This is a genomic window from Rhodococcus sp. IEGM 1379, assembly GCF_030056815.1.
Lineage (GTDB): Bacteria > Actinomycetota > Actinomycetes > Mycobacteriales > Mycobacteriaceae > Rhodococcus_F.
This window is the reverse complement of sequence record NZ_JASHKR010000031.1, coordinates 16,849-37,448: the sequence shown is the minus strand read 5'-3', so window position 1 is coordinate 37,448 and position 20,600 is coordinate 16,849. Positions and strand designations below refer to the sequence as shown.

General features: G+C 62.1%; 12 protein-coding genes. All 12 read left to right on the top strand.

Annotated features, from left to right (window positions below):
- Positions 1–24 precede the first annotated feature (24 nt).
- The 12 genes from glf to QM600_RS17320 all read left to right on the top strand — a co-directional run bounded on the left by glf (position 25) and on the right by QM600_RS17320 (position 20,582).
- Positions 25–1,239, top strand: coding sequence for a UDP-galactopyranose mutase (glf, locus tag QM600_RS17375; protein ID WP_283262728.1), 1,215 nt, complete (start codon positions 25–27; stop codon positions 1,237–1,239).
- Positions 1,236–3,149 carry a glycosyltransferase gene (locus QM600_RS17370; RefSeq protein ID WP_283262727.1) on the top strand — a complete coding sequence of 638 codons (1,914 nt, stop codon included), beginning with the start codon at positions 1,236–1,238 and terminating at the stop codon, positions 3,147–3,149. Before glf ends, QM600_RS17370 begins: the two co-directional genes overlap by 4 nt.
- Positions 3,130–3,648 carry a phosphatase PAP2 family protein gene (locus QM600_RS17365; protein WP_283262726.1) on the top strand — a complete coding sequence of 173 codons (519 nt, stop codon included), beginning with the start codon at positions 3,130–3,132 and terminating at the stop codon, positions 3,646–3,648. Before QM600_RS17370 ends, QM600_RS17365 begins: the two co-directional genes overlap by 20 nt.
- Positions 3,645–4,550, top strand: coding sequence for a decaprenyl-phosphate phosphoribosyltransferase (locus QM600_RS17360; RefSeq protein ID WP_283262725.1), 906 nt, complete (start codon positions 3,645–3,647; stop codon positions 4,548–4,550). Before QM600_RS17365 ends, QM600_RS17360 begins: the two co-directional genes overlap by 4 nt.
- Complete coding sequence (locus tag QM600_RS17355) at positions 4,528–6,453, top strand: arabinofuranosyltransferase AftB family protein (protein ID WP_502943015.1); 1,926 nt, start codon at positions 4,528–4,530, stop codon at positions 6,451–6,453. The genes QM600_RS17360 and QM600_RS17355 overlap by 23 nt, the downstream gene beginning before the upstream one ends.
- A 315-nt stretch (positions 6,454–6,768) precedes the next feature.
- Positions 6,769–7,779: an alpha/beta hydrolase gene (locus QM600_RS17350; protein ID WP_283262724.1), complete on the top strand. Its 1,011-nt coding sequence runs from the start codon at positions 6,769–6,771 to the stop codon at positions 7,777–7,779.
- 316 nt (positions 7,780–8,095) lie between these two features.
- Positions 8,096–9,979 (top strand): alpha/beta hydrolase-fold protein, encoded by a 1,884-nt coding sequence (locus QM600_RS17345; protein WP_283262744.1) that lies wholly within the window; start codon positions 8,096–8,098, stop codon positions 9,977–9,979.
- A gap of 118 nt (positions 9,980–10,097) precedes the next feature.
- Positions 10,098–10,658 carry a DUF732 domain-containing protein gene (locus QM600_RS17340; protein ID WP_283262723.1) on the top strand — a complete coding sequence of 187 codons (561 nt, stop codon included), beginning with the start codon at positions 10,098–10,100 and terminating at the stop codon, positions 10,656–10,658.
- Between the two features lie 3 nt (positions 10,659–10,661).
- Entirely contained in the window at positions 10,662–11,615 is a 954-nt protein-coding gene (locus QM600_RS17335) for a cutinase family protein (protein ID WP_283262722.1), read from the top strand.
- Positions 11,616–12,076: 461 nt separating this feature from the next.
- Positions 12,077–13,966 (top strand): long-chain-fatty-acid--AMP ligase FadD32, encoded by a 1,890-nt coding sequence (fadD32, locus tag QM600_RS17330; RefSeq protein WP_283262721.1) that lies wholly within the window; start codon positions 12,077–12,079, stop codon positions 13,964–13,966.
- A 38-nt stretch (positions 13,967–14,004) separates the two neighbouring features.
- Entirely contained in the window at positions 14,005–19,044 is a 5,040-nt protein-coding gene (pks13, locus tag QM600_RS17325) for a polyketide synthase Pks13 (protein ID WP_283262720.1), read from the top strand.
- Positions 19,041–20,582: an acyl-CoA carboxylase subunit beta gene (locus QM600_RS17320; protein ID WP_283262719.1), complete on the top strand. Its 1,542-nt coding sequence runs from the start codon at positions 19,041–19,043 to the stop codon at positions 20,580–20,582. The genes pks13 and QM600_RS17320 overlap by 4 nt, the downstream gene beginning before the upstream one ends.
- Positions 20,583–20,600 lie beyond the last annotated feature (18 nt).

The window sequence follows — 20,600 nt, the reverse complement described above, 5'->3', positions numbered from 1 at the left end:
GCAGGTCCGATACCCTGGTTCATCGTGACCGCTGCAAATTCTGAGACCGCCCCTGCCCAGTACGACCTCATCGTCGTCGGTTCGGGATTCTTCGGGCTGACCATCGCCGAGCGTGCCGCTACCCAACTGGGCAAGCGCGTGCTGGTGCTGGACCGCCGTCACCACCTGGGGGGTAACGCGTACTCCGAGGCGGAACCGGAGACGGGCATCGAGATCCACAAGTACGGTGCTCACCTGTTCCACACCTCCAACAAGAAGGTCTGGGACTACGTCACCCAGTTCACGGCGTTCACGAACTACCAGCACCGCGTCTTCGCGCTGCACAAGGGCCAGGCCTACCAGTTCCCCATGGGCCTCGGTCTGGTCTCGCAGTTCTTCGGCCGCTACTTCACGCCCGAAGAGGCGCGCGCGCTCATCGCCGAGCAGTCCAGCGAGATCGACGCCAAGGATGCATCCAACCTCGAGGAAAAGGCGATCTCCCTGATTGGACGCCCCCTCTACGAGGCGTTTGTACGCGACTACACGGCCAAGCAGTGGCAGACGGATCCCACCGAACTGCCCGCAGCCAACATCAGTCGCCTGCCGGTTCGCTACAACTTCGACAACCGCTACTTCAGCGACACCTACGAGGGTCTGCCGGTCGACGGTTACACCGCGTGGCTCGAGAACATGGTCACCGACCCGAAGATCGAGATCCGCCTCGACACGGACTACTTCGACGTCCGCGACGAACTGCGCAGCGCAAACCCCGACGCGCCCGTCATCTACACCGGCCCGCTGGACCGCTACTTCGACTACTCCGAAGGTGAACTGGGCTGGCGCACGCTCGACTTCGAGACCGAAGTTCTGCCCGTCGGCGACTTCCAGGGCACCCCGGTCATGAACTACAACGACGCGGACGTTCCGTTCACCCGCATCCACGAGTTCCGTCACTTCCATCCGGAACGTGAGTACCCGGCGGACAAGACTGTGATCATGCGCGAGTTCTCCCGCTTCGCGGAGTCCACGGACGAGCCGTACTACCCGATCAACACGCCCGAGGATCGCGACAAGGTCACCGCGTACCGCTCGCGTGCCAAGAAGGAAACTGCCGACAACAAGGTGCTGTTCGGCGGCCGCCTGGGCACCTACCAGTACCTGGACATGCACATGGCCATCGCCAGCGCGCTGACCATGTTCGAGAACACCCTGCGTCCGCATCTGGAATCGGGTGCGGAATTGGCAGGGGAGAGCGAATGAACGCACGTCATCTACTAGAGGACGCCGACAGTAAATCCGGAGATGAGGTGAGCTACCTCGGTAAGTCCTTGCTTCAGCGGATCATCCTGCCGCGGGCCGGCGAACCCCTCGATGTCCGCACCCTGTACTTGGAGGAGTCCTGGAGCAACAGTCGCCGGGCGCACTCCACCTCGCGCACGTCGGTCGCCCTCGGCGCCGAGACCGAGGTTTCGTTTGCCACGTACTTCAACGCATTCCCCGCCAGCTACTGGCGACGCTGGTCCATCCTGAAATCGGTGGTCCTGCGTCTTGAACTGTCCGGTCACGGGCGCGTCGACATCTACCGCTCCAAGGCTGATTCCTCGCGAATTCATGTGGAGGGCAAGGAATTTGCCGACGGCGACTCCGCTCTGGAATTCGACGTCGATCTCGCCCCCTTCGAAGACGGTGGCTGGATCTGGTTCGATATCACCACCGACTCGGCCGTCGTTGTCGAGAGTGGCGGCTGGTATGCCCCCATCGAAGCTCCCGGCGAAGCGACTGTCGCCGTTGGCATTCCGACATTCAACCGCCCGACAGACGCCGTGAAAGCGCTTGCCGCACTGGCATCCGATCCGCTGGTGTCCAGTGTGATCAAGGCCGTCATCATGCCGGACCAGGGCACCCGCAAGGTTCGTGACGAGCCCGGATTTACGGAAGCCGCTGCGGCGCTCGGTGATCGGCTTGCTATCCACGATCAGCCAAACCTCGGTGGATCCGGCGGATACAGCCGAATCATGTACGAAGCGCTCAAGAACACTTCGTGCCAGCACATTCTGTTCATGGACGACGACATCGAGATCGAACCCGACTCGATCCTGCGTGCCCTGTCCTTCTCGCGCTTCGCGAAATCGCCGATGCTCGTCGGTGGACAGATGCTCAACCTGCAGGAACGTAGCCACCTCCACGTGATGGGTGAAGTGGTCAACCGCGGCATCTTCATGTGGACGGCCGCCCCGAACGTCGAATACGACCACGACTTCTCCACGAAGCCGCTGCGCGAATCGAAGCTCCTGCACCGTCGCATCGACGTCGACTTCAACGGCTGGTGGATGTGCATGATCCCGCGCCAGGTTGCCGAAGAAATCAAGCAGCCCCTCCCTCTCTTCATCAAGTGGGACGACTGCGAATACGGTTTGCGCGCAAAGAAAGCCGGCTACCCGACCGTCACACTTCCGGGTGCCGCGATCTGGCACATGGCCTGGAGTGACAAGGACGACGCCATCGACTGGCAGGCGTACTTCCACCTCCGTAACCGTCTCGTCGTTGCCGCACTTCACATGCCCGGCAACGGCCGCGGCCTCGTGATCAACACGGTGAAGGCAACTCTCAAGCACTTGCTGTGCCTCGAGTACTCCACCGTCGCAATCCAGAACAAGGCAATCGAGGACTTCCTCGCCGGCCCCGAACACGTCGCGAACATGCTGCCGACCGCACTCGGGGAGGTCCACGCCCAGCGCAAGGAATTCTCCGACGCCGTCGTACTGCCGTCGTCGACCTCGCTGCCACTGCCTTCGGGTGCCGACGTCGGCGATGTGAGCTTGCCGCTCACCACCGTCGCGAAGGTGACCCGTGTTCTGCGGGCTGCCGTCCACAACGTGAAGCCGGCCAAGCCGCAGCACCTCGAACGGCCGCAGCTCAACGTGCCGACCATCGACGCCCGCTGGTTCCTGCTCTCGCAGGTCGACGGCGTCACCGTCACCACCGCTGACGGCCGCGGAGTCGTCTTCCGCAAGCGCAACCCGAAGCAGGCACTCGAACTGCTCAAGGAAGCCACCCGGTTGCGCCGCGAACTCGCTGCTCGGTTCCCCGAACTCAAGAAGCAGTACCAGGACGCCGTTCCTTCACTGACCAGCACGGAAAGGTGGGAACGTGTCTTCGGCATCTCCTGAAGTCAAGATTCTGGCCGGAATTCAGTCCACAGTCGGACAGATTCCGGGAGCAGTCAAGGTTGCCCGCGGGATGTCGCACTTCGGTGAGCACTCCCTCGGCTGGATCGCGATCGCTGCCGTCGGCGCTGCCGTGGACAAACCCCGTCGACGCGAATGGGCCGGCGCAGCCGTCGGTGCTTTCGGCGCGCACGCTGCGTCCGTCGTCATCAAGCGTGTCGTTCGGCGTAAGCGCCCGTCCGATCCGTCGGTGCAGGTCAACGTCGCGGTGCCGAGCAAGCTGAGCTTCCCGTCCTCGCACGCAACCTCGACCGCGGCGGCGGCTGTCTTGATCGGTCGCCTCACCGGGCTACCCTTACCGGCGTTGCTGGTGCCCCCGATGATGCTCTCGCGTCTGGTTCTGGGAGTTCATTACCCGACCGACGTGCTCGCCGGTGCGGCACTGGGCGCCGCATCCGCGGCAGTAGTGCGCAAGGTCGAACAGAAATTTGGAGAAAAATGAGCGAGGAAGCGGCCACTGTCAGCGGACCCCCTAAGTCCCTGCCCGCCGGCATCGTCAAGGCGCTCCGCCCACGCCAGTGGGTCAAGAACGTTCTTGTACTGGCAGCGCCCATCGCGGCCGGTACAGCCACCGAGACCGACGTGCTGCTGCCCGTCGCTTTGGCATTCGTCGTGTTCTGCATGGCAGCATCGGGCATCTACCTGGTGAACGACGCGATGGACGTCGAAGCAGATCGCGCGCACCCGACCAAGCGTTTCCGTCCCATCGCGGCCGGAGTTCTGCCTGTCAACATCGCCTACGCGATGGCACTGGTACTGCTGACCGGTTCGATTGCGCTGTCATTCCTGGCCAATTGGCAGCTCGCCGTGGTCATGGGCATTTACATCGCTGTTCAGCTCGCCTACTGCTTCGGCTTGAAGCATCAGGCCGTCATCGATATCTGCATCGTGTCGTCCGGATTCCTGCTGCGGGCTATTGCCGGCGGCGTGGCAGCCGGGATCGAACTTTCGCAATGGTTCCTGCTCATGATGGCATTCGGTTCGCTCTTCATGGCAGCCGGAAAGCGGTACGCCGAACTGAAACTGGCTGAACGTACGGGTGCCAAGATTCGCAAGTCGCTCGAGAGCTACACCATGACCTACCTGCGGTTCGTGTGGACGATGGCAGCAACGGCGTTGGTGCTCTGCTACGGCTTGTGGGCCTTCCAGCAGGACGCGTTCAAGGGCACCAACTGGTACGCCATCTCGATGGTTCCGTTTGTTGTCGCCGTGCTTCGTTACGCGGTGGACGTCGACGGCGGAGAAGCCGGTGAGCCTGAGGAAATCGCGCTCGGAGACCGGGTGCTGCAATTCCTCGCAATTGCGTGGATCGGAGTAGTGGGTGTCGCTGTTTACCTCGTCTGAGTCGGCAACCAATGCCGACCCGGTCGCCGACAACGTGGCACCGCGCACCACCTCGAGCCGAGTATTCCTCGGCGGGGTGGTGCTTGCTGCTGTCCTCATGTTCTGGGGAGCGTGGGAGCGTCGGTGGATTGCCGACGACGGACTCATCGTCCTGCGAACGGTGCGCAACCTGCTCGCGGGCAACGGGCCCGTCTTCAATGCGGGGGAGCGAGTCGAAGCGAACACGAGTACCGCCTGGACGTACATCGTCTACGCGTTCGGTTGGCTGACGCAGATCCGCCTCGAATATGTTGTTCTGACAATCGCATTGGTGCTCTCGACCGCTGCCGTCGTCCTGGCAATGCTCGGAACCGGCCGCCTCTACCGCGGAATGCGACCCACCACCGGTGGAACGATTCTGCTGGTTCCCGCCGGAGTGCTCGTCTACATCGCAGTCCCGCCCGCCCGAGATTTTGCGACGTCCGGACTCGAGACCTGCCTGGTGATTTTCTGGATCGCCCTGCTGTGGCTGCTCCTGGTGCGGTGGGCGACAGTATCTGTTCCGTCGACATCGTCGATTCTGGTTCTTTCGTTTGTCGCCGGACTCGGACCCCTGGTGCGCCCGGAGATGGCGATTCCCGGGGCGCTCGCGCTGATGATGATCGTCGCGTCGGCGTCTCTGACGTGGAAAGTCCGCGCGATGATCGTGGTTGTCGCGGGATTGACTCCGGTTGCGTATCAAATCTGGCGGATGGGCTACTACGGGCTTCCGTACCCCAACACCGCGGTGTCGAAAGACGCCGGTGGCGCCAAGTGGTCACAGGGCTTCGCGTACCTGTGGAACCTCGTCGGACCGTATCTTCTGTGGCTGCCGCTGCTGTTCCTGTTGGTCGGCGCGCTGCTCTTTGCCTTGTCGGGCCGAACCGGGCGCAAGCCTGAAGCATCTGAAGCCGCTCACGGCTCTACGGGGTCGCGGTGGGTTCGGTTGCAGGCGTGGTTGCGCACTCCGCGCGCCGTCGTCACCTTCATGCTCGGTAGCGGCCTGATCCTGGGCGTCTACTCGCTCCGCGTCGGCGGCGACTTCATGCACGGACGCGTTCTGCTTCCCGTGCTGTTCTGCCTGCTTGTTCCGGTGGCCGTCATTCCGCTGCGGGTTCCGGCTCGCGCGGCATTTGGACGCAACCGGGACAGTGCATTGTTCGGGATCTCGGCGGTGCTGTGGGTCGGGACCGTCGTGTGGGCCTTCTTCGCGGCCAATACGACGGGTATGCCCGAAGGATCCGTCGTCGGACGCTCGGGCATCGTCGACGAGCGCGCGTTCTACGCCCTCAATACCGGCCACGCGCATCCGATCCGGGCCGAGGACTACCTCGACTACCCGCGGATGCGAGCGATGGTCGAAACCATCGCAGCGACGCCCGAGGGTGGGCTGCTCATCTCCGGTCCGAGCTACAACTCGTGGTTCGTTGTTCCGCCGCCCGGGCCGATCGCTGAGCCGGCCGAGCATGTCGTCTTCTTCCTCAACCTAGGTATGACGAGCATGAACGTCGGACTCGATGTTCGGGTTCTCGATCAGATGGGGTTGGCGTACCCGCTCGCTGCGCACACCGAGAGGCTTGAAGACGGTCGAATCGGTCACGACAAGAACCTGTACGCGGACTGGGTGGTAGTCGATACGGGAATGGTGGACGTCCGTCCGTGGCTGCCGTACTTCCTCGACGAGGATTGGGTGGCGGATGCAAAACTCGCGCTGACCTGCCCCGAAACCCAGGAATTGCTCACGTCGTATCGCAGTGAGCTCACCTGGCCGAGGTTCAAGCAGAACTTCCGGCAGGCATTTGATTTCGCGAAATATCGCTTCGATCGAGTGCCGGCCTACGAATTGCAGAGGTGTGGTTTGGTACCGCCAGAGCCGGCAAAGTGATGCGTATCACTGCGCAACTTCGGTGCGAGTGTTGCGATCCTGTAACGCCGCGCTGATCGGCGCCGATGTATTCGAAGACGATTCACCTACCCGAAACACTCCGGTGAGTACTAGGGAAGAACGACTCGGTTGCCGAGATCCATTTGTCACGCAGGAACCTGTGACATAAGGTCCACCGAGCGCAGTGTGACTTGGAACGAGGTCCGCCGCCAGCCCGGATTGTCGGGGCTGACGGAAAAGCCTGTTCCCCGACGGAATCCGTCGGTATCTCTCCTCCCGGAGCGGTGCCGCAGACGAAGAGAGAGAGCAGTATTCATGCGTTTTGCCAGAACGGGGCTATCGCAGCGCCTCAAGCACCGAGCACTTGCAATCGGTGCCGCAGCACTTGTGCTTCCCCTCGCCGCAGGCATCGCCGGTAGCGCTGTTGCTACCGCTGCTCCCGCGCACGCTGCTCCCGCTCACTCCGCTCCGTGGGGTGGATTCGAGGAACTCTGGGTTCCCTCCACCATGGGCAACATCAAGGTGCAGGTCCAGTGGGCCGCACGCGGCGGAAACGCGGCTCTCTACTTGCTCGACGGCCTTCGTGCTCGTGACGACGCCAACGCGTGGACCTTCGAGACCAACGCGCTCGAGCAGTACCGCAACGACAACATCACCTTGGTGATGCCCGTCGGTGGACAGTCCAGCTTCTACAGCGACTGGTACGCGCCCTCGAACTTCAACGGTCAGCCGATGACCTACAAGTGGGAAACCTTCCTCACGGAAGAGCTGCCGAACTTCCTCGCGAACTACGGTGTCTCGCCCAACAACAACGCCGTTCTCGGCCTGTCGATGGGTGGCAGTGCTGCACTGACTCTCGCCGCCTACCATCGCGATCAGTTCAAGTTTGCCGGCTCGCTGTCGGGTTACCTGAACATCTCGGCTCCCGGTATGCGTGAAGCCATCCGCGTCGCAATGCTCGATGCCGGTCGTTTCAACGTCGACTCCATGTGGGGACCCCCGTGGAGCCCGGCTTGGTTGCGTAACGATCCGTTCGTCTTCGCTCCGCGCCTGAAGGGCTTGTCGATGTACATCTCGGCAGCTAGCGGTCTGACCGGCAAGTACGACAACCCCAAGGGCTTGGTCGGTTACTACAACACGGCAAACGCCATGGGCCTCGAGGCACTTGCACTGGCAAACACCCGTGCTTTCCAGGTCCGGATGAACACGCTCGGCATTCCGGCCACCTACAGCTTCCCCTCCAACGGAACCCACATGTGGGCCTACTGGTCAGAGGAACTGTTCAAGGCTCGCAATCAGATTCTCGACACCATGAACGCTTGGTGATCGTGACTTAGTCACTTCACACGTGCCGTTCCGGACTCCCGAAAAAGGAGATCGGAGCGGCACTTGTGCGTTCAAGGAATGACGTAAACCTAGACTTCGGTAACAATTGCACCATCAGTAACAGCGCGCCGACCCCACGCGTGACTCCTTTGCGTGTAGAAAGAGTTTCGACCGGGGTCTGGCCGCTGAACTGGCGCACCGATGCTTATTTGCCTCGACGATCGAGCACGACGATCGAGCACGACGATCAAGACACGATGATCAAGACACGATGATCAAGACACGCGGACCGGACGTAAGGAAAGAGAGTGAACTCATGCGAGTAGGCCTTGCCAGGGACCGTCGTCGGTCCCACGGGACCTATCGATCGAAGGTCGTCGGAACACTGGCAGCTCTGCTGGTCCTGCCGATCGCGGCAGGTCTGACGACTGCAGGCACCGCCACCGCTGCCCCCGTCCCGGCGCTCACCGCACCGGTCGCGAGCCAGAACCAGGGCGGCGCGACTGTCGGCAAGGTCGAGTGGCTCAGCGAGCGCCGCGTCGCACTGTGGATCAACTCCCCGTCGATGGGCATTCCGATTCAGGTTCAGGTTCTCCTGGCCCGTGACTGGAATGTGACTCCGGCAGCGTCCTTCCCCTCCGTCTGGATGCTCGACGGCCTTCGCGCCACCGACATCGAGAACGGCTGGACCGCCGAAACCGACGCCGAATCGTTCTACGCGGACAAGAACGTCAACGTGATTCTTCCCATCGGCGGTCAGTCCAGCTTCTACGCCGACTGGCTCAAGCCCGACAACGGCGTGTTCTACCAGTGGGAAACGTTCCTCACCAAGGAGCTCCCGTCCATTCTCGAGAACGACTGGCGAACCACGCAGACTCGTGGCGTCGTCGGACTCTCCATGGGTGGCACGGCCGCGATGGCCCTCACCGCGCGTAACCCAGGCTTCTTCAAGTTCGCAGCGTCGCTGTCCGGAATCCTGACGACGACTTCGCTCGGTATGCCGCAGGCAATCGGCTTCGCGATGAACGACGCCGGACAGTTCGACTCCACCGCTATGTGGGGCCCGCCGTCCAACCCCGCGTGGGCTGCTCACGATCCGTACTCGATCGCAGACAAGCTCAAGGGCGTCAGCCTGTATGTCTCGAGTGGTAGCGGTACCACCGGTCCGTACGACCAGCCGTCTCTCGTTCCTGGCGTCAGCACCAACTACGCCGGCATGGGCCTCGAAATTCTGGCTCGACTGACGTCGCAGACTTTTGCGACCAAGCTCAACACCCTCGGCATTCCTGCCCAGATCAACTACCGTCCGTCCGGCACGCACTCGTGGCCGTACTGGCAGTTCGAGCTTCATCAGCTGTGGCCGCAGCTCGCCAACGCAATCGGTACCGATGTCGAGAAGCCTCTCTGCAGCGCTTCCGGTGCGATCGGTGCAACGGCAGCGGCAAACACCTGGATCGGTGACTGTGTCACGTCCGAGTACAGCGTCGCCGGCGGTCTTGCTCAGGACTTCCGTAGCGGACGCATCTACTGGACCTCGGGTACCGGTGCAAATCCTGTTGCCGGCCGCATCGCCGGCGAATACATGAACAACGGTGCAGCAGCCGGCCCGCTCGGCTTCCCGACCACCCCGGAACTGGGAACGCCCGACGGACGTGGACGCTACAACCACTTCCAGAAGGGTTCCATCTACTGGACCCCGCAGACCGGCGCGCATGCAGTGAGCGGACCGATCTTGGACGAATGGTCCCGTCAGGGATGGGAAGGTGGCCCGCTCGGCTACCCGACTGCCGCCGCGATCGCGACTCCCGGCAAGGCCGGCAACGTGCAGGGCTTCGAAATCGGAGCGATGTACAACAGTGCCAGCGGCACCTACGCCGTCATGGGCATGATCATGGCCAAGTACGGCGAACAGGGCTGGGAAGGCGGATGGCTCGGCTTCCCCAAGTCCAATGAAGTTATGGTCAAGGACAACGGCCGTTTCACAGAGTTCGACGGCGGAAACATCTACTGGAGCCCCGCATCGGGTGCCTGGACCGTCGCCAACGGACCGATTTTCGACGGCTGGAAGAGCGTCGGCTACGAAGCCGGAAAGATCGGATTCCCGATCAGTGACAAGTTCGACATCCCCGGCGGAGTTCAGCAGAACTTCCAGTTCGGCTGGATCACGGTGATCGGCGACAAGACCGAAATTCACCAGTAGAACGAAACGTACGACACGTACCGCGCTACGGGCGGGCCCGATCACTGATCGGTGCTCGCCCGTCGTGCGTTGCGTAACCTGATGATGGACTTTCGACTGAAGGCAAGGATGGACTTTGATGTCGCTTTTCTCGGGTAACCGAAACACGTTTGCGCGTGCGATCGCAGTGGGATCTCTGACGCTCGCCACCGGTGGCCTACTGGTCGCCTGTGGAAGTGACGATTCGACCGTCACATCCAATCCGGTGACATCGTCCGTCGTAGCGTCTTCTTCGTCGACGGCAGCCCCGAGCAGTTCAGCTTCGGCGTCCGCAACTACCACGGTCTCAGCGCCGCCCACCAGTCCCGGCGCGGCTGCTACGGCACCGCCGGAGCAGCCCCAGAGCATCGAAGGATTCCCGGGTCCGACAAACGTAGAGGTCAGCCCCGAAGCGCAGGCGTTCCTCGACGGTCTGAAGGCTAAGGGAATCACTCCGGAGGGTGATGGCAGCATTGCCGTCAACACCGCCAATTACATCTGCGCTGCCAACGTCCAAGGCACCTCCGACGCCGAGGTCTTGGCGCTGGTGACCGCTGTCGTGGGCTCCGCGACTCCGGACGGCACCGCGATCACAACCGAGCAGGCCACCGCGAACGCACAGATCTACATCGACGTCGCCAACGCCACTTTCTGCAAGTAGATGATGGCGCGAGGCGGAAAGCGGCGGGGTTGTCTGATCCCGCTGCTAATCATTCTGGTGGTTGCTGCCGTCGTGATCGGCGGTTGGTACATCCTCGCCGGTCGCGTTCCGTCCCCGGTGCCGTTGCCGCCGAGTCCGGAGAAGCCGACGACGCAGCCGGCCAACTGTACCGATGTCCAGGTAGTTGCCATCCCGGGAACATGGGAATCCAGCGCCACGGATGATCCATACAACCCGACGGCTAATCCGGCGTCGTTGATGCTCAACGTCACTAGGCCGTTGCAGGGTCAGTTCGATCCGTCACGCGCTGACGTCTACACCGTTCCGTACGTCGCGCAGTTCTCCAATCCGGTTGCGTTTCCGCCGGACGGACAGCAGTCGTACAACAACAGTCGGGCAGCGGGAACTGCTGCCACCAACGATTTTCTGGCAAAGCGTCACGCTGAATGTCCGCTGACGAGCTATCTGCTGACCGGCTTTTCGCAGGGTGCGGTCATCGCCGGAGACGTTGCCGCCGGTATCGGAAACGGGACGGGCGCAGTGCCGGCAGATCTGGTTCTGGGAGTCGGGTTGATTGCCGACGGGCGTCGTGATCCGGCCCATGGAATCACCGTTGGCCCCAGCGTTGCCGGAGTGGGTGCAGAACTGTCCTTGAACGGGCTGAAGTTACCGGGTCTCACGATGACCGGTGCCCGCGAAGGTGGGTTCGGGAAACTCGACGATCGGACTTATCAGATCTGCGCGCCCAGCGACGGAATCTGTGACGCGCCGCCGGCAGCATTGAATCCGGGAAACCTGCTGACGTCCCTGCCTCGCCTGTTGGAGTACTACAACAATCCTGTGCATGCCATGTACAACTCCTTCCAAGTCGATCCGGATGGCACGACGGCCACTCAATGGATGGCACAGTGGGCGGCTGACAAGATAAATGCTGCGCCGACTCCGCCGCACAGTTGATGCCGCTGGATTGGGCGCAGGTGAAATACAGAAATGATCCGACTTGTCCTCTAAAGTGCTGTCACGGAGGTGACTCACGAGTAGGTTCGATACGCCGGAGTCAGTTGACTACGCACGTCTGTCCGACAGACGCGATCCGTTCGACACAGGAGAAGCGATACATGAGTCCACCGACGGCCGCCCGGCGCGCCGCGTATGCCGGTTCGCAGCCGGCCACGAGGTGGTCATGATCACGGTTCTCGATCCGAGTTTTCACGCTTCGCCGAGGTGGATAGAGTGCACCGGCGATGCGGATGATGCGGATCTGTAACATATCGATGGTTTGGGATCGATGAAGTGATTCAGGTGAGTTGCGCACTGAGCGCGATTGGATTGATCGAAGGTATACCCGAGAGAGCGAAGGAAGTCTGGGGCGCAAGCATGACCAAATATGCTTGTGTGATCGCTTCGGAGGAGATGGAATGAACGCGCTGTTCGATGGTTTTCTCGACGAGAAGGGCCGGATTCGCCTTAAAGAAGGCTTTACTCTGGTCGACTATGTCGAGCAACACTCGCGTGTCAACGCGGACGAGCTTGCGTACCGCTACATCGATTACTCACGTGAGCGTGACGGCGAAGCGCAGGAATTGACGTGGCACCAGTTCGGTGTACGTCTGCGCGCTGTTGCTGCGCGTCTGCAGCAGGTCACCAAGCGTGGCGATCGAGTGGCGATTCTGGCACCCCAGGGCCTCGACTACGTAGTTTCGTTCTTCGCGGCCATTCAGGCCGGTTCGATCGCCGTTCCGCTCTTCGATCCCGACGAGCCCGGTCACTCCGATCGCTTGCACGCAGTCCTCGGTGACTGCAAGCCGACGGCCATCCTGACGGCCGCCTCGTCGGCTGCCGGTGTCCGTGCGCTCTTCCGGTCACTGCCGGCTGCGGAACGTCCCCGCATCATCGCCGTCGACGCCATTCCCGACACCGTCGGTGATACGTGGGTTCGGCCCGATATCGGTTTCGACGACATCGCCTACCTCCAGTACACGTCGGGTTCGACCCGAGTTCCCGCCGGTGTGGAGATCACGCACCGCGCTGTCGGAACCAACGCCCTGCAGATGGTCGATTCTCTCGAACTCACCGAAGATTCACGCGGCGTCACCTGGCTGCCACTATTCCACGACATGGGCCTGCTCACGGTCATCCTGCCTGCGTTCGGCGGCAAGTACATCACCATCATGAGCCCGCGGGCGTTCGTTCAGCGGCCGTACCGCTGGATCAAGGAACTCGCAGCTGCCTCGGACGACGCCGGAACCTTCGCTGCCGCTCCCAACTTCGCCTTCGAGCATGCTGCTGCGCGTGGTCTGCCCAAGGACGGCGAAGAGCTGGACCTGAGCAACGTCATCGGTCTGATCAACGGCAGTGAGCCGGTCACGACGTCGTCGATGCGCAAGTTCAACGAAGCCTTCGGGCCCTACGGTCTACCCAAGACAGCGATCAAGCCGTCGTACGGAATGGCCGAAGCGACGCTGTTCGTGTCCTCGACCAAGCATTCCGACGAGGCCAAGGTCATCTACGTCGACCGCGCCGAACTCAACAAGGGCCGCATGGTCATCGTCGATCAGAACGCGGAAAACGCGATCGCGCAGGTTTCGTGTGGATACGTCTCGCGTAGCCAGTGGGCTGCCATCGTCGATCCCGAAACTGCGACCGAGGTTCCCGACAATCATGTCGGCGAGATCTGGTTGCACGGCGAGAACATCGGCGTCGGCTACTGGGGACGTCCCGACGAGACCGCCGAGACCTTCCACAACAAGCTGACCAACCGTCTGCCCGAAGACAGCCACACCGAAGACCTGCCGATGGACGCCAACTGGATGCGTACCGGCGACTTCGGCGTCTACGTCGACGGCGAGCTCTACATCACCGGACGCGTCAAGGATCTTGTGATCGTCGACGGCCGCAACCACTACCCGCAGGACATCGAGGTTTCGGCGCAGGAAGCAAGCCCCGCTCTGCGTCCGGGATTTGTCGCGGCATTCGCCGTTCCGGCAAACCAGTTGCCGCCCGTCGTGTTCGCGAACTCCCATTCGGGTCTGACGTTCGACGACGACGATGCGTCGGAGCAGTTGGTCATCGTCGCAGAGCGTGCGCCGGGTGCCGGTAAGGCTGATCCGCAGCCGATCGCCGATACCGTCCGGGCTGCGATTGCGTCTCGTCACGGTGTGACGGCACGCGACATTCTGCTGGTTCCGGCCGGTTCCATTCCCCGTACATCCAGCGGCAAGATCGCTCGGCGTGCGTGCAAGGCAAGCTACATCGAGGGAACGCTGCGTGGTGGCTATCAGCAATCTGCATTCCCCGATAGCGTTTGAGGAACATTCCCTTACATGATCGGTAGCTTGGTGAGTTGATGGTTGAACAAGATGGTACGCAGGGCAATACAGTCGACTCCAGCGTGAACGGCGTCGACATGAGTGTTTCGCAGTTACGTGAGTGGCTGCGCAACTGGATTGCCAACGCGACGGGTCAGCCCGTGGCATTGATCACCGACGATCGGCCGATGGAAGAGTTCGGGCTCGCATCTCGCGATGCGGTTGCCTTGAGCGGCGACATCGAAGATCTGCTCGGCATCACGCTGACCGCGACGGTTGCGTATCAACATCCGACCATCGCCTCGCTGGCTACCCGGATCATCGAGGGTGAGCCCGAAGCGCCGGAAGAGACTATTGACGCGTCGTACTACGCGTCAGGTGCCGCGACGGATGCTCACGACATCGCGATCGTCGGCATGTCGACGCGTTTCCCCGGCGCCGGGCACACCCCTTCGGACATGTGGGAGATGCTCGCCGCGGGCCGCGACGGCATCAGCGACCTGCCTGAGGATCGTTGGGTCGAGTTCATGTCCGATCCCGCGATCAAGGCGGCGATCGAGAAAGCTCACACCAAGGGCGGTTACCTCGACGACGTCAAGGGATTCGACGCGGAGTTCTTCGCGATGTCTCCGCTCGAGGTTGTCAACGTCGATCCGCAGCAACGTCTCGCACTCGAATTGGCTTGGGAAGCGCTCGAGCACGCACGCATCCCCGCCAGCGGACTCAAAGGCAAGCAGGTCGGTGTCTTCATCGGTAGTTCCGCCAACGACTACCAGTTGCTCGCTGTCAGCGATCCGAATGCGCATCCGTACGCATTGACCGGAACGTCGACGGCCGTCGTCGCGAACCGTGTCTCGTACTTCTTCGATTTCCGTGGACCGTCCATTGCTCTGGACACCGCGTGCTCGTCCTCGCTGGTCGCGGTACACGAGGCTGTGCGCTCGCTACGCAGCGGCGATTCCGACCTCGCGTTGGCCGGCGGCGTCAACATGCTGCTGGCTCCTGCCGGAACCCTCGGTTTCGATCAGATCGGCATGCTCGCACCCGACGGTAAACTGCGCGCATTCTCGGCTCAGGCCGAGGGCATCGTGCGTTCCGAAGGTGGCGGACTGGTTGCGCTCAAGCGTCTGGAGGACGCCGAGCGTGACGGCGATTCCATCCTTGCCGTGATCGCCGGAACCGCGATCAACCAGGACGGCCGCTCCAACGGTCTCCTCGCTCCCAACCCCGATGCTCAGGCCGACGTGTTGCGGTTCGCGTACCGCGACGCCGGCATCCTGCCGAGCACCGTCGACTACATCGAGGCACACGGCACGGGCACCGATCTCGGGGATCCCATCGAGGCCGACGCTCTCAGCCGCGTAGTAGGTCGAGGTCGCGACGACGACAAGCCGGCACTGCTCGGTAGCGCAAAAACCAACTTCGGACACCTCGAGGCCGCGGCCGGTGCTGCCGGTCTGATCAAGGTCGTCCTGGCGATGCAGGAAAACAAGATTCCTGCGACCATCAACTACCTGGGCCCCAACCCGCACATCGATTTTGACAAGGCCCATCTTCAGGTGACGTCGGAGACGACGGACTGGCCGCGGTACACCGGCAAAGCTGTTGCGGGCGTTTCCGGCTTCGGTTTCGGTGGAACCAATGCTCACGTCGTTGTTCGTGAGTACGTGCCGGTTACCCCCGACGCTGATCTGGATGTCGAGACGGAAGCCGCCGGTGTTCTTGCCGAGGCCGCCGAGTCGATGGGGATTCCGGCCGACGCCGCCGAGGACCAGGCCGTTGTGCTCGCAGTTTCCGGTGCACTACCGTCGCGTCGTCGCCGCGCCGCTGCCGACCTGGCAGACTGGCTCGAAACCGAAGCCGGCAGCACGACGCCGCTTGCCGATGTTGCGCGCGCACTCTCGCGTCGTAACCACGGTCGTTCGCGCGCCGCTGTAGTTGCCACGACTCGTTCCGAAGCGATCAGCGCGTTGCGTGCCGTTGCTGCCGGAAAGCCTGCTCCCGGAGTATTTTCGGCTGACTCGCCGTCGCCCAAGGGTGCGGTGTGGGTGTTCTCGGGCTTCGGCTCGCAGCATCGCAAGATGGCCAAGCAGCTGTACACGGAGAATTCGGTATTCAAGGCAGCCGTCGACGAGGTCGATGCGCTGATCCAGGACGAAGCCGGTTATTCGGTGGCCGAGATGTTCCTCGACGATTCGCTCGAGTACAACGTCGAAACTGCTCAGGTAGCTATCTTTACCATCCAGGTCGGTTTGGCGGCACTGCTGCGTCATCACGGCGCCGACGCCGAAGCGGTTGTTCCCCACTCGATGGGCGAGGCTGCCGCAGCATACATTTCAGGTGGATTGAACCTCGAAGATGCTGTGCGCGTTATCTGTTCGCGTTCACGTCTGATGGGTGAGGCTGAGAGCGGCCTGGTCGGTGACGACATCCGTCTGATGGCTCTGCTCGAGTACAGTGCATCCGAGATCGAAGCACTACTTCCCACGTATCCCAAGCTCGAGGTGTGCGTCTACGCAGCTCCGACGCACACGGTGATCGGTGGGCCGCAGTCCGACATCGAGGCTATCGTCGCTGCGGCCGAGGCTGACGGCAAGATGGCTCGGGTTCTGCAGACCAAGGGTGCAAGCCATACGTCGCAGGTTGATCCGCTGCTCGGCGAGCTTGCTGCCGAATTGGCCGGTATCGAACCGGGGACGTTGAAGTTGGGCGTCTACTCGTCCGTCGACAAGGAAACCTTCTACCGGGCCGGCCACGAGCCGATCCATCAGGAGGCGTACTGGGTCAAGGGCCTGCGCCACAGCGTGTACTTCACCAACGCCGTACGGCTTGCAGTTGCCAACGGGCACACCACGTTTGTGGAGCTTGCTCCCAACCCGGTGACGTTGATGTCGGTGGCTGCGACGGCATTCGATGCCGGTCTGCACGACATGGCGCTCATCCAGACGCTCAAGCGTAAAGAAGACGAATCTGCCGGCGTTCTGACGGCTTTGGCTCAGCTCTACGTGCACGGCCATGCCGTGAATCTCGAGTCTCTGCTTCCCGCAGGCGAATTCGCGGTCTTGCCGCGTACCGCTTTCCTGCGTAAGCCGTACTGGCTCGACATTCGTGTCAGTGCCGGTGGAGCATCCCGCGTTCCGGGTTCGCACGTCGCGTTGCCCGACGGCCGCCACGTGTGGGAGGTCGACGCCGCAGTTGCCGGTGATCTGAACGCTCTCGTGACTGCCGCTGCCGCGCAGGTCCTTTCGGACGTGACGCTTACTGCAGCTGTTCCGCAGGGCGAGCTTGTCGGTGCCACGCAGAGCGGCATTGTCGGTGTCACGCAGGGTGGCATTGTCACTGCTGTCACGTTGACCACCACGTTGAACCCGCATCCCGGTGGTGCGTCGTTGCAGGTGCATGCACGTGAAGGTGGCAGCTTCCGGTTGCTGCTCGACGCCGTCGTCACTTCGGGTGAGGTTTTGCCGGAACTTGTTGTAGCTGTACCGGTTCGGTCTACAGGCACGATGGAAGCCCTGACCGAGGTCGTCGAAGACGCCGGAGACAAGTGGGACCCCAACGGTTCGCAGAGCCTCGACGATCGCCTCAAGATCGTTGTCGCCGAATCGATGGGTTACTCGCCGGAAGATCTGCCGGCCGAGGTTCCGCTCATCGAACTGGGCTTGGACTCGCTGATGGCGATGCGTATCAAGAACCGCGTCGAGTACGAGTTCGATATTCCGCAGTTGCAGTTGCAGGCAGTCAAGGATGCAAGCCTGCTCGAGGTCAACAAGTACCTGCGCTACGCGATCGAGAACCGTGAAGAAGTTCAGGAGATGGCAGACAAGCAGGCGGCCGAGAAGTTGGCCGCAGATGCTGCTGACGACGAGGCAGTGTCAGGGGAGTCGCTGGCAGAGATGCCGGCACCGGTTGCCGATGCTCCTACTGCTCCCGTAGTTCCCGCTTCGCCTGCCGATCCTTCGCGTGCGGGTACTGCGGACGACGCCGGATCCGATGTTCCGCCGCGAGATGCGGCCGAGCGCTTGACGTTTGCGACGTGGGCCGTAGTCACCGGCGCGTCGGCCAAGGGTATCTTCAACACCCTGCCGGCTGTCGACGACGAGACGGCCGAGAAGTTGTCGGTTCGACTCTCCGAGCGTGCCGACGGCGAAGTCACTGCCGATGACGTGCGTAATTCCACGACGATCGAGGAACTCGCGGACGTTGTCCGTCAGTACCTCGAGGACGACGGCAAGATCGACGGCGTCATGCGTGTCCTGCGCGGCCGCCCCGAAGGTTCCACTGCTGTACCGGTATTCGTCTTCCATTCGGCCGGTGGTTCGACGGTGACGTACGAGCCGTTGCTCAAGCGCCTGCCTGCCGGTACGCCGATGTACGGATTCGAGCGCATCGAGGGTCCTATCGAGGAACGTGCCGCCGCGTATGTGCCACTGCTGCGCGAGATTCAGGGTGACGGACCGTACGTCCTGTGCGGTTGGTCGCTCGGTGGAGTGCTGTCCTACGCGGTCGCGAACATCCTGCGTGAGCAAGGTGCCGACGTGAGGGTTGTCGGCATGCTCGACACCGTCATGGCCGGCGTGGATGTCCCCAACACCGAGGAAGAGCGGCGGAAGCGCTGGGAGCGGTACGGAGCCTTCGCAAAGCGCACCTACAACCTGGATGTTCCACTGCCGGTGGACATTCTGGCCGAGATCGAATCCGATGAAGATCAGATTCAGTTCCTCATGGACATGATCAAGATGAGCGGCGTCAAGATTCCCGGCGGCATCATCGAGCATCAGCGCACGTCGTGGTTGGATAACCGTGCCATCCAGACTGCCGATTTCAAGAACTACGACGGCGACGTCGTGATCTACATGGCTGACAAATACCACGATGAACTCATCTCGCTCGAACCTGCGTTCAAAACGCGTAAGGCAGACGGCGGTTGGGGCAGCTACGTGAAGAACCTCGAGGTCGTCTACATCGGCGGGGACCACCTGCAGATCGTCGACGAGCCGTACATCGCGAAGGTCGCGGCAGACCTCACCACAAAGCTGGCCCAGATCGAGACAGCGGAAACCGGAGTTCAGAAGTGACGACGACTACCGCGGAGAAGCTAGCTGAACTCCGCGAAAAGCTGGAAAAGGCAAAGGAACCCGGCTCGGCCCGGGCCATTGCCAAGCGTGACGCCGCCGGCCACAGTACGCCCCGCCAGCGCATCGACATGCTGCTCGATCCGGGCAGCTTCATCGAGATCGGCGCACTGGTCAAGATGGCGGGCGAAGGCAACCCGTACAGCGACGGCGTCATGACCGGCCACGGAACGGTCGACGGGCGTCCCGTTGCCGTGTTCGCGCATGATCAGACGGTCTTCGGCGGTGCTGCAGGCGAGATGTTCGGCCGAAAGGTCGCGGCCGTCAACGACTTCGCGCTCAAGGTGGGTTGCCCGGTCGTCGGCATCAATGATTCCGGCGGCGCTCGAATCCAGGACGCAGTCTCCTCGCTGGCGTGGTACGCCAATATGGGTTCGCGCCAGGAGCCGCTGTCGGGAATCTGCCCACAAATTTCGGTGATCCTCGGAAAGTGTGCCGGCGGAGCGGTGTACGCGCCGATCAACACCGACATCGTGGTTGCAACCGAAGAGTCCTACATGTTTGTCACGGGTCCCGACGTCATCAAGTCGGTGACCGGCGAAGAGGTCAGCCTCGATGATCTCGGTGGCGCTCGTAAGCAGGCCGAATACGGAAACATCCATCACGTCGCTCCCGACGAGAAGGCTGCTTTCGACTGGGTGCGCGAGTACCTGAGCTTCATGCCTTCCTCCTGCCAGGAGAAGGCTCCTGTGGTCAACCCGGGTCTCGAACCCGAGATGACCGAGTCGGACCTCGATCTCGACGCGTTCATGCCGGACGCCGACAATGCGGGCTACGACATGCACGACATCATTTTGCGGATCTTCGACGACGGTACCTTCCACGAAGTCGGTGCTCAGGTCGCGCACAACATCATCACCGGGTTCTCGCGCGTCGACGGCTTGCCTGTCGGTGTTGTTGCAAACCAGCCGACGTACCTCAGTGGGGCGCTCGACGCCGCCAGTTCCGACAAGGCTGCGCACTTCGTGCGGTTGTGCGACGCGTACAACATTCCGCTCGTTTTTGTTGTCGACACACCGGGGTTCCTGCCCGGCGTCGAGCAGGAAAAGGTCGGTGTCATCAAGCGTGGTGGTCGCTTCCTCTTCGCGTACATCGAAGCGACGGTGCCGAAGGTGACTGTGGTGGTTCGTAAGTCGTACGGCGGCGGTTACGCCGTTATGGGCTGCAAGCAACTCGGAGCGGACATCAACCTGGCTTGGCCGACCGCTCGCATCGCCGTGATGGGTGCCGAAGGTGCCGTCAACATCATGGGTCGTCGTCAGCTTGCCGAGGCCGGGGACAACGCGCCGGCAGTTCGCGCGCAGTTGATCAACTTCTACAACGAGTTTGTCGCGACGCCGTACATCGCGGCCGAGCGCGGATACATCGATGCGGTCATCGCACCGTCGGAGACTCGCCTCGAGATCCGCAAGGCCCTGAAGTTGCTGAAGGACAAGGCGGTTTACAAGAACCCGCGTAAGCACAACTTGGTCCCGCTGTAACTGTAATTTAGTTGCTTT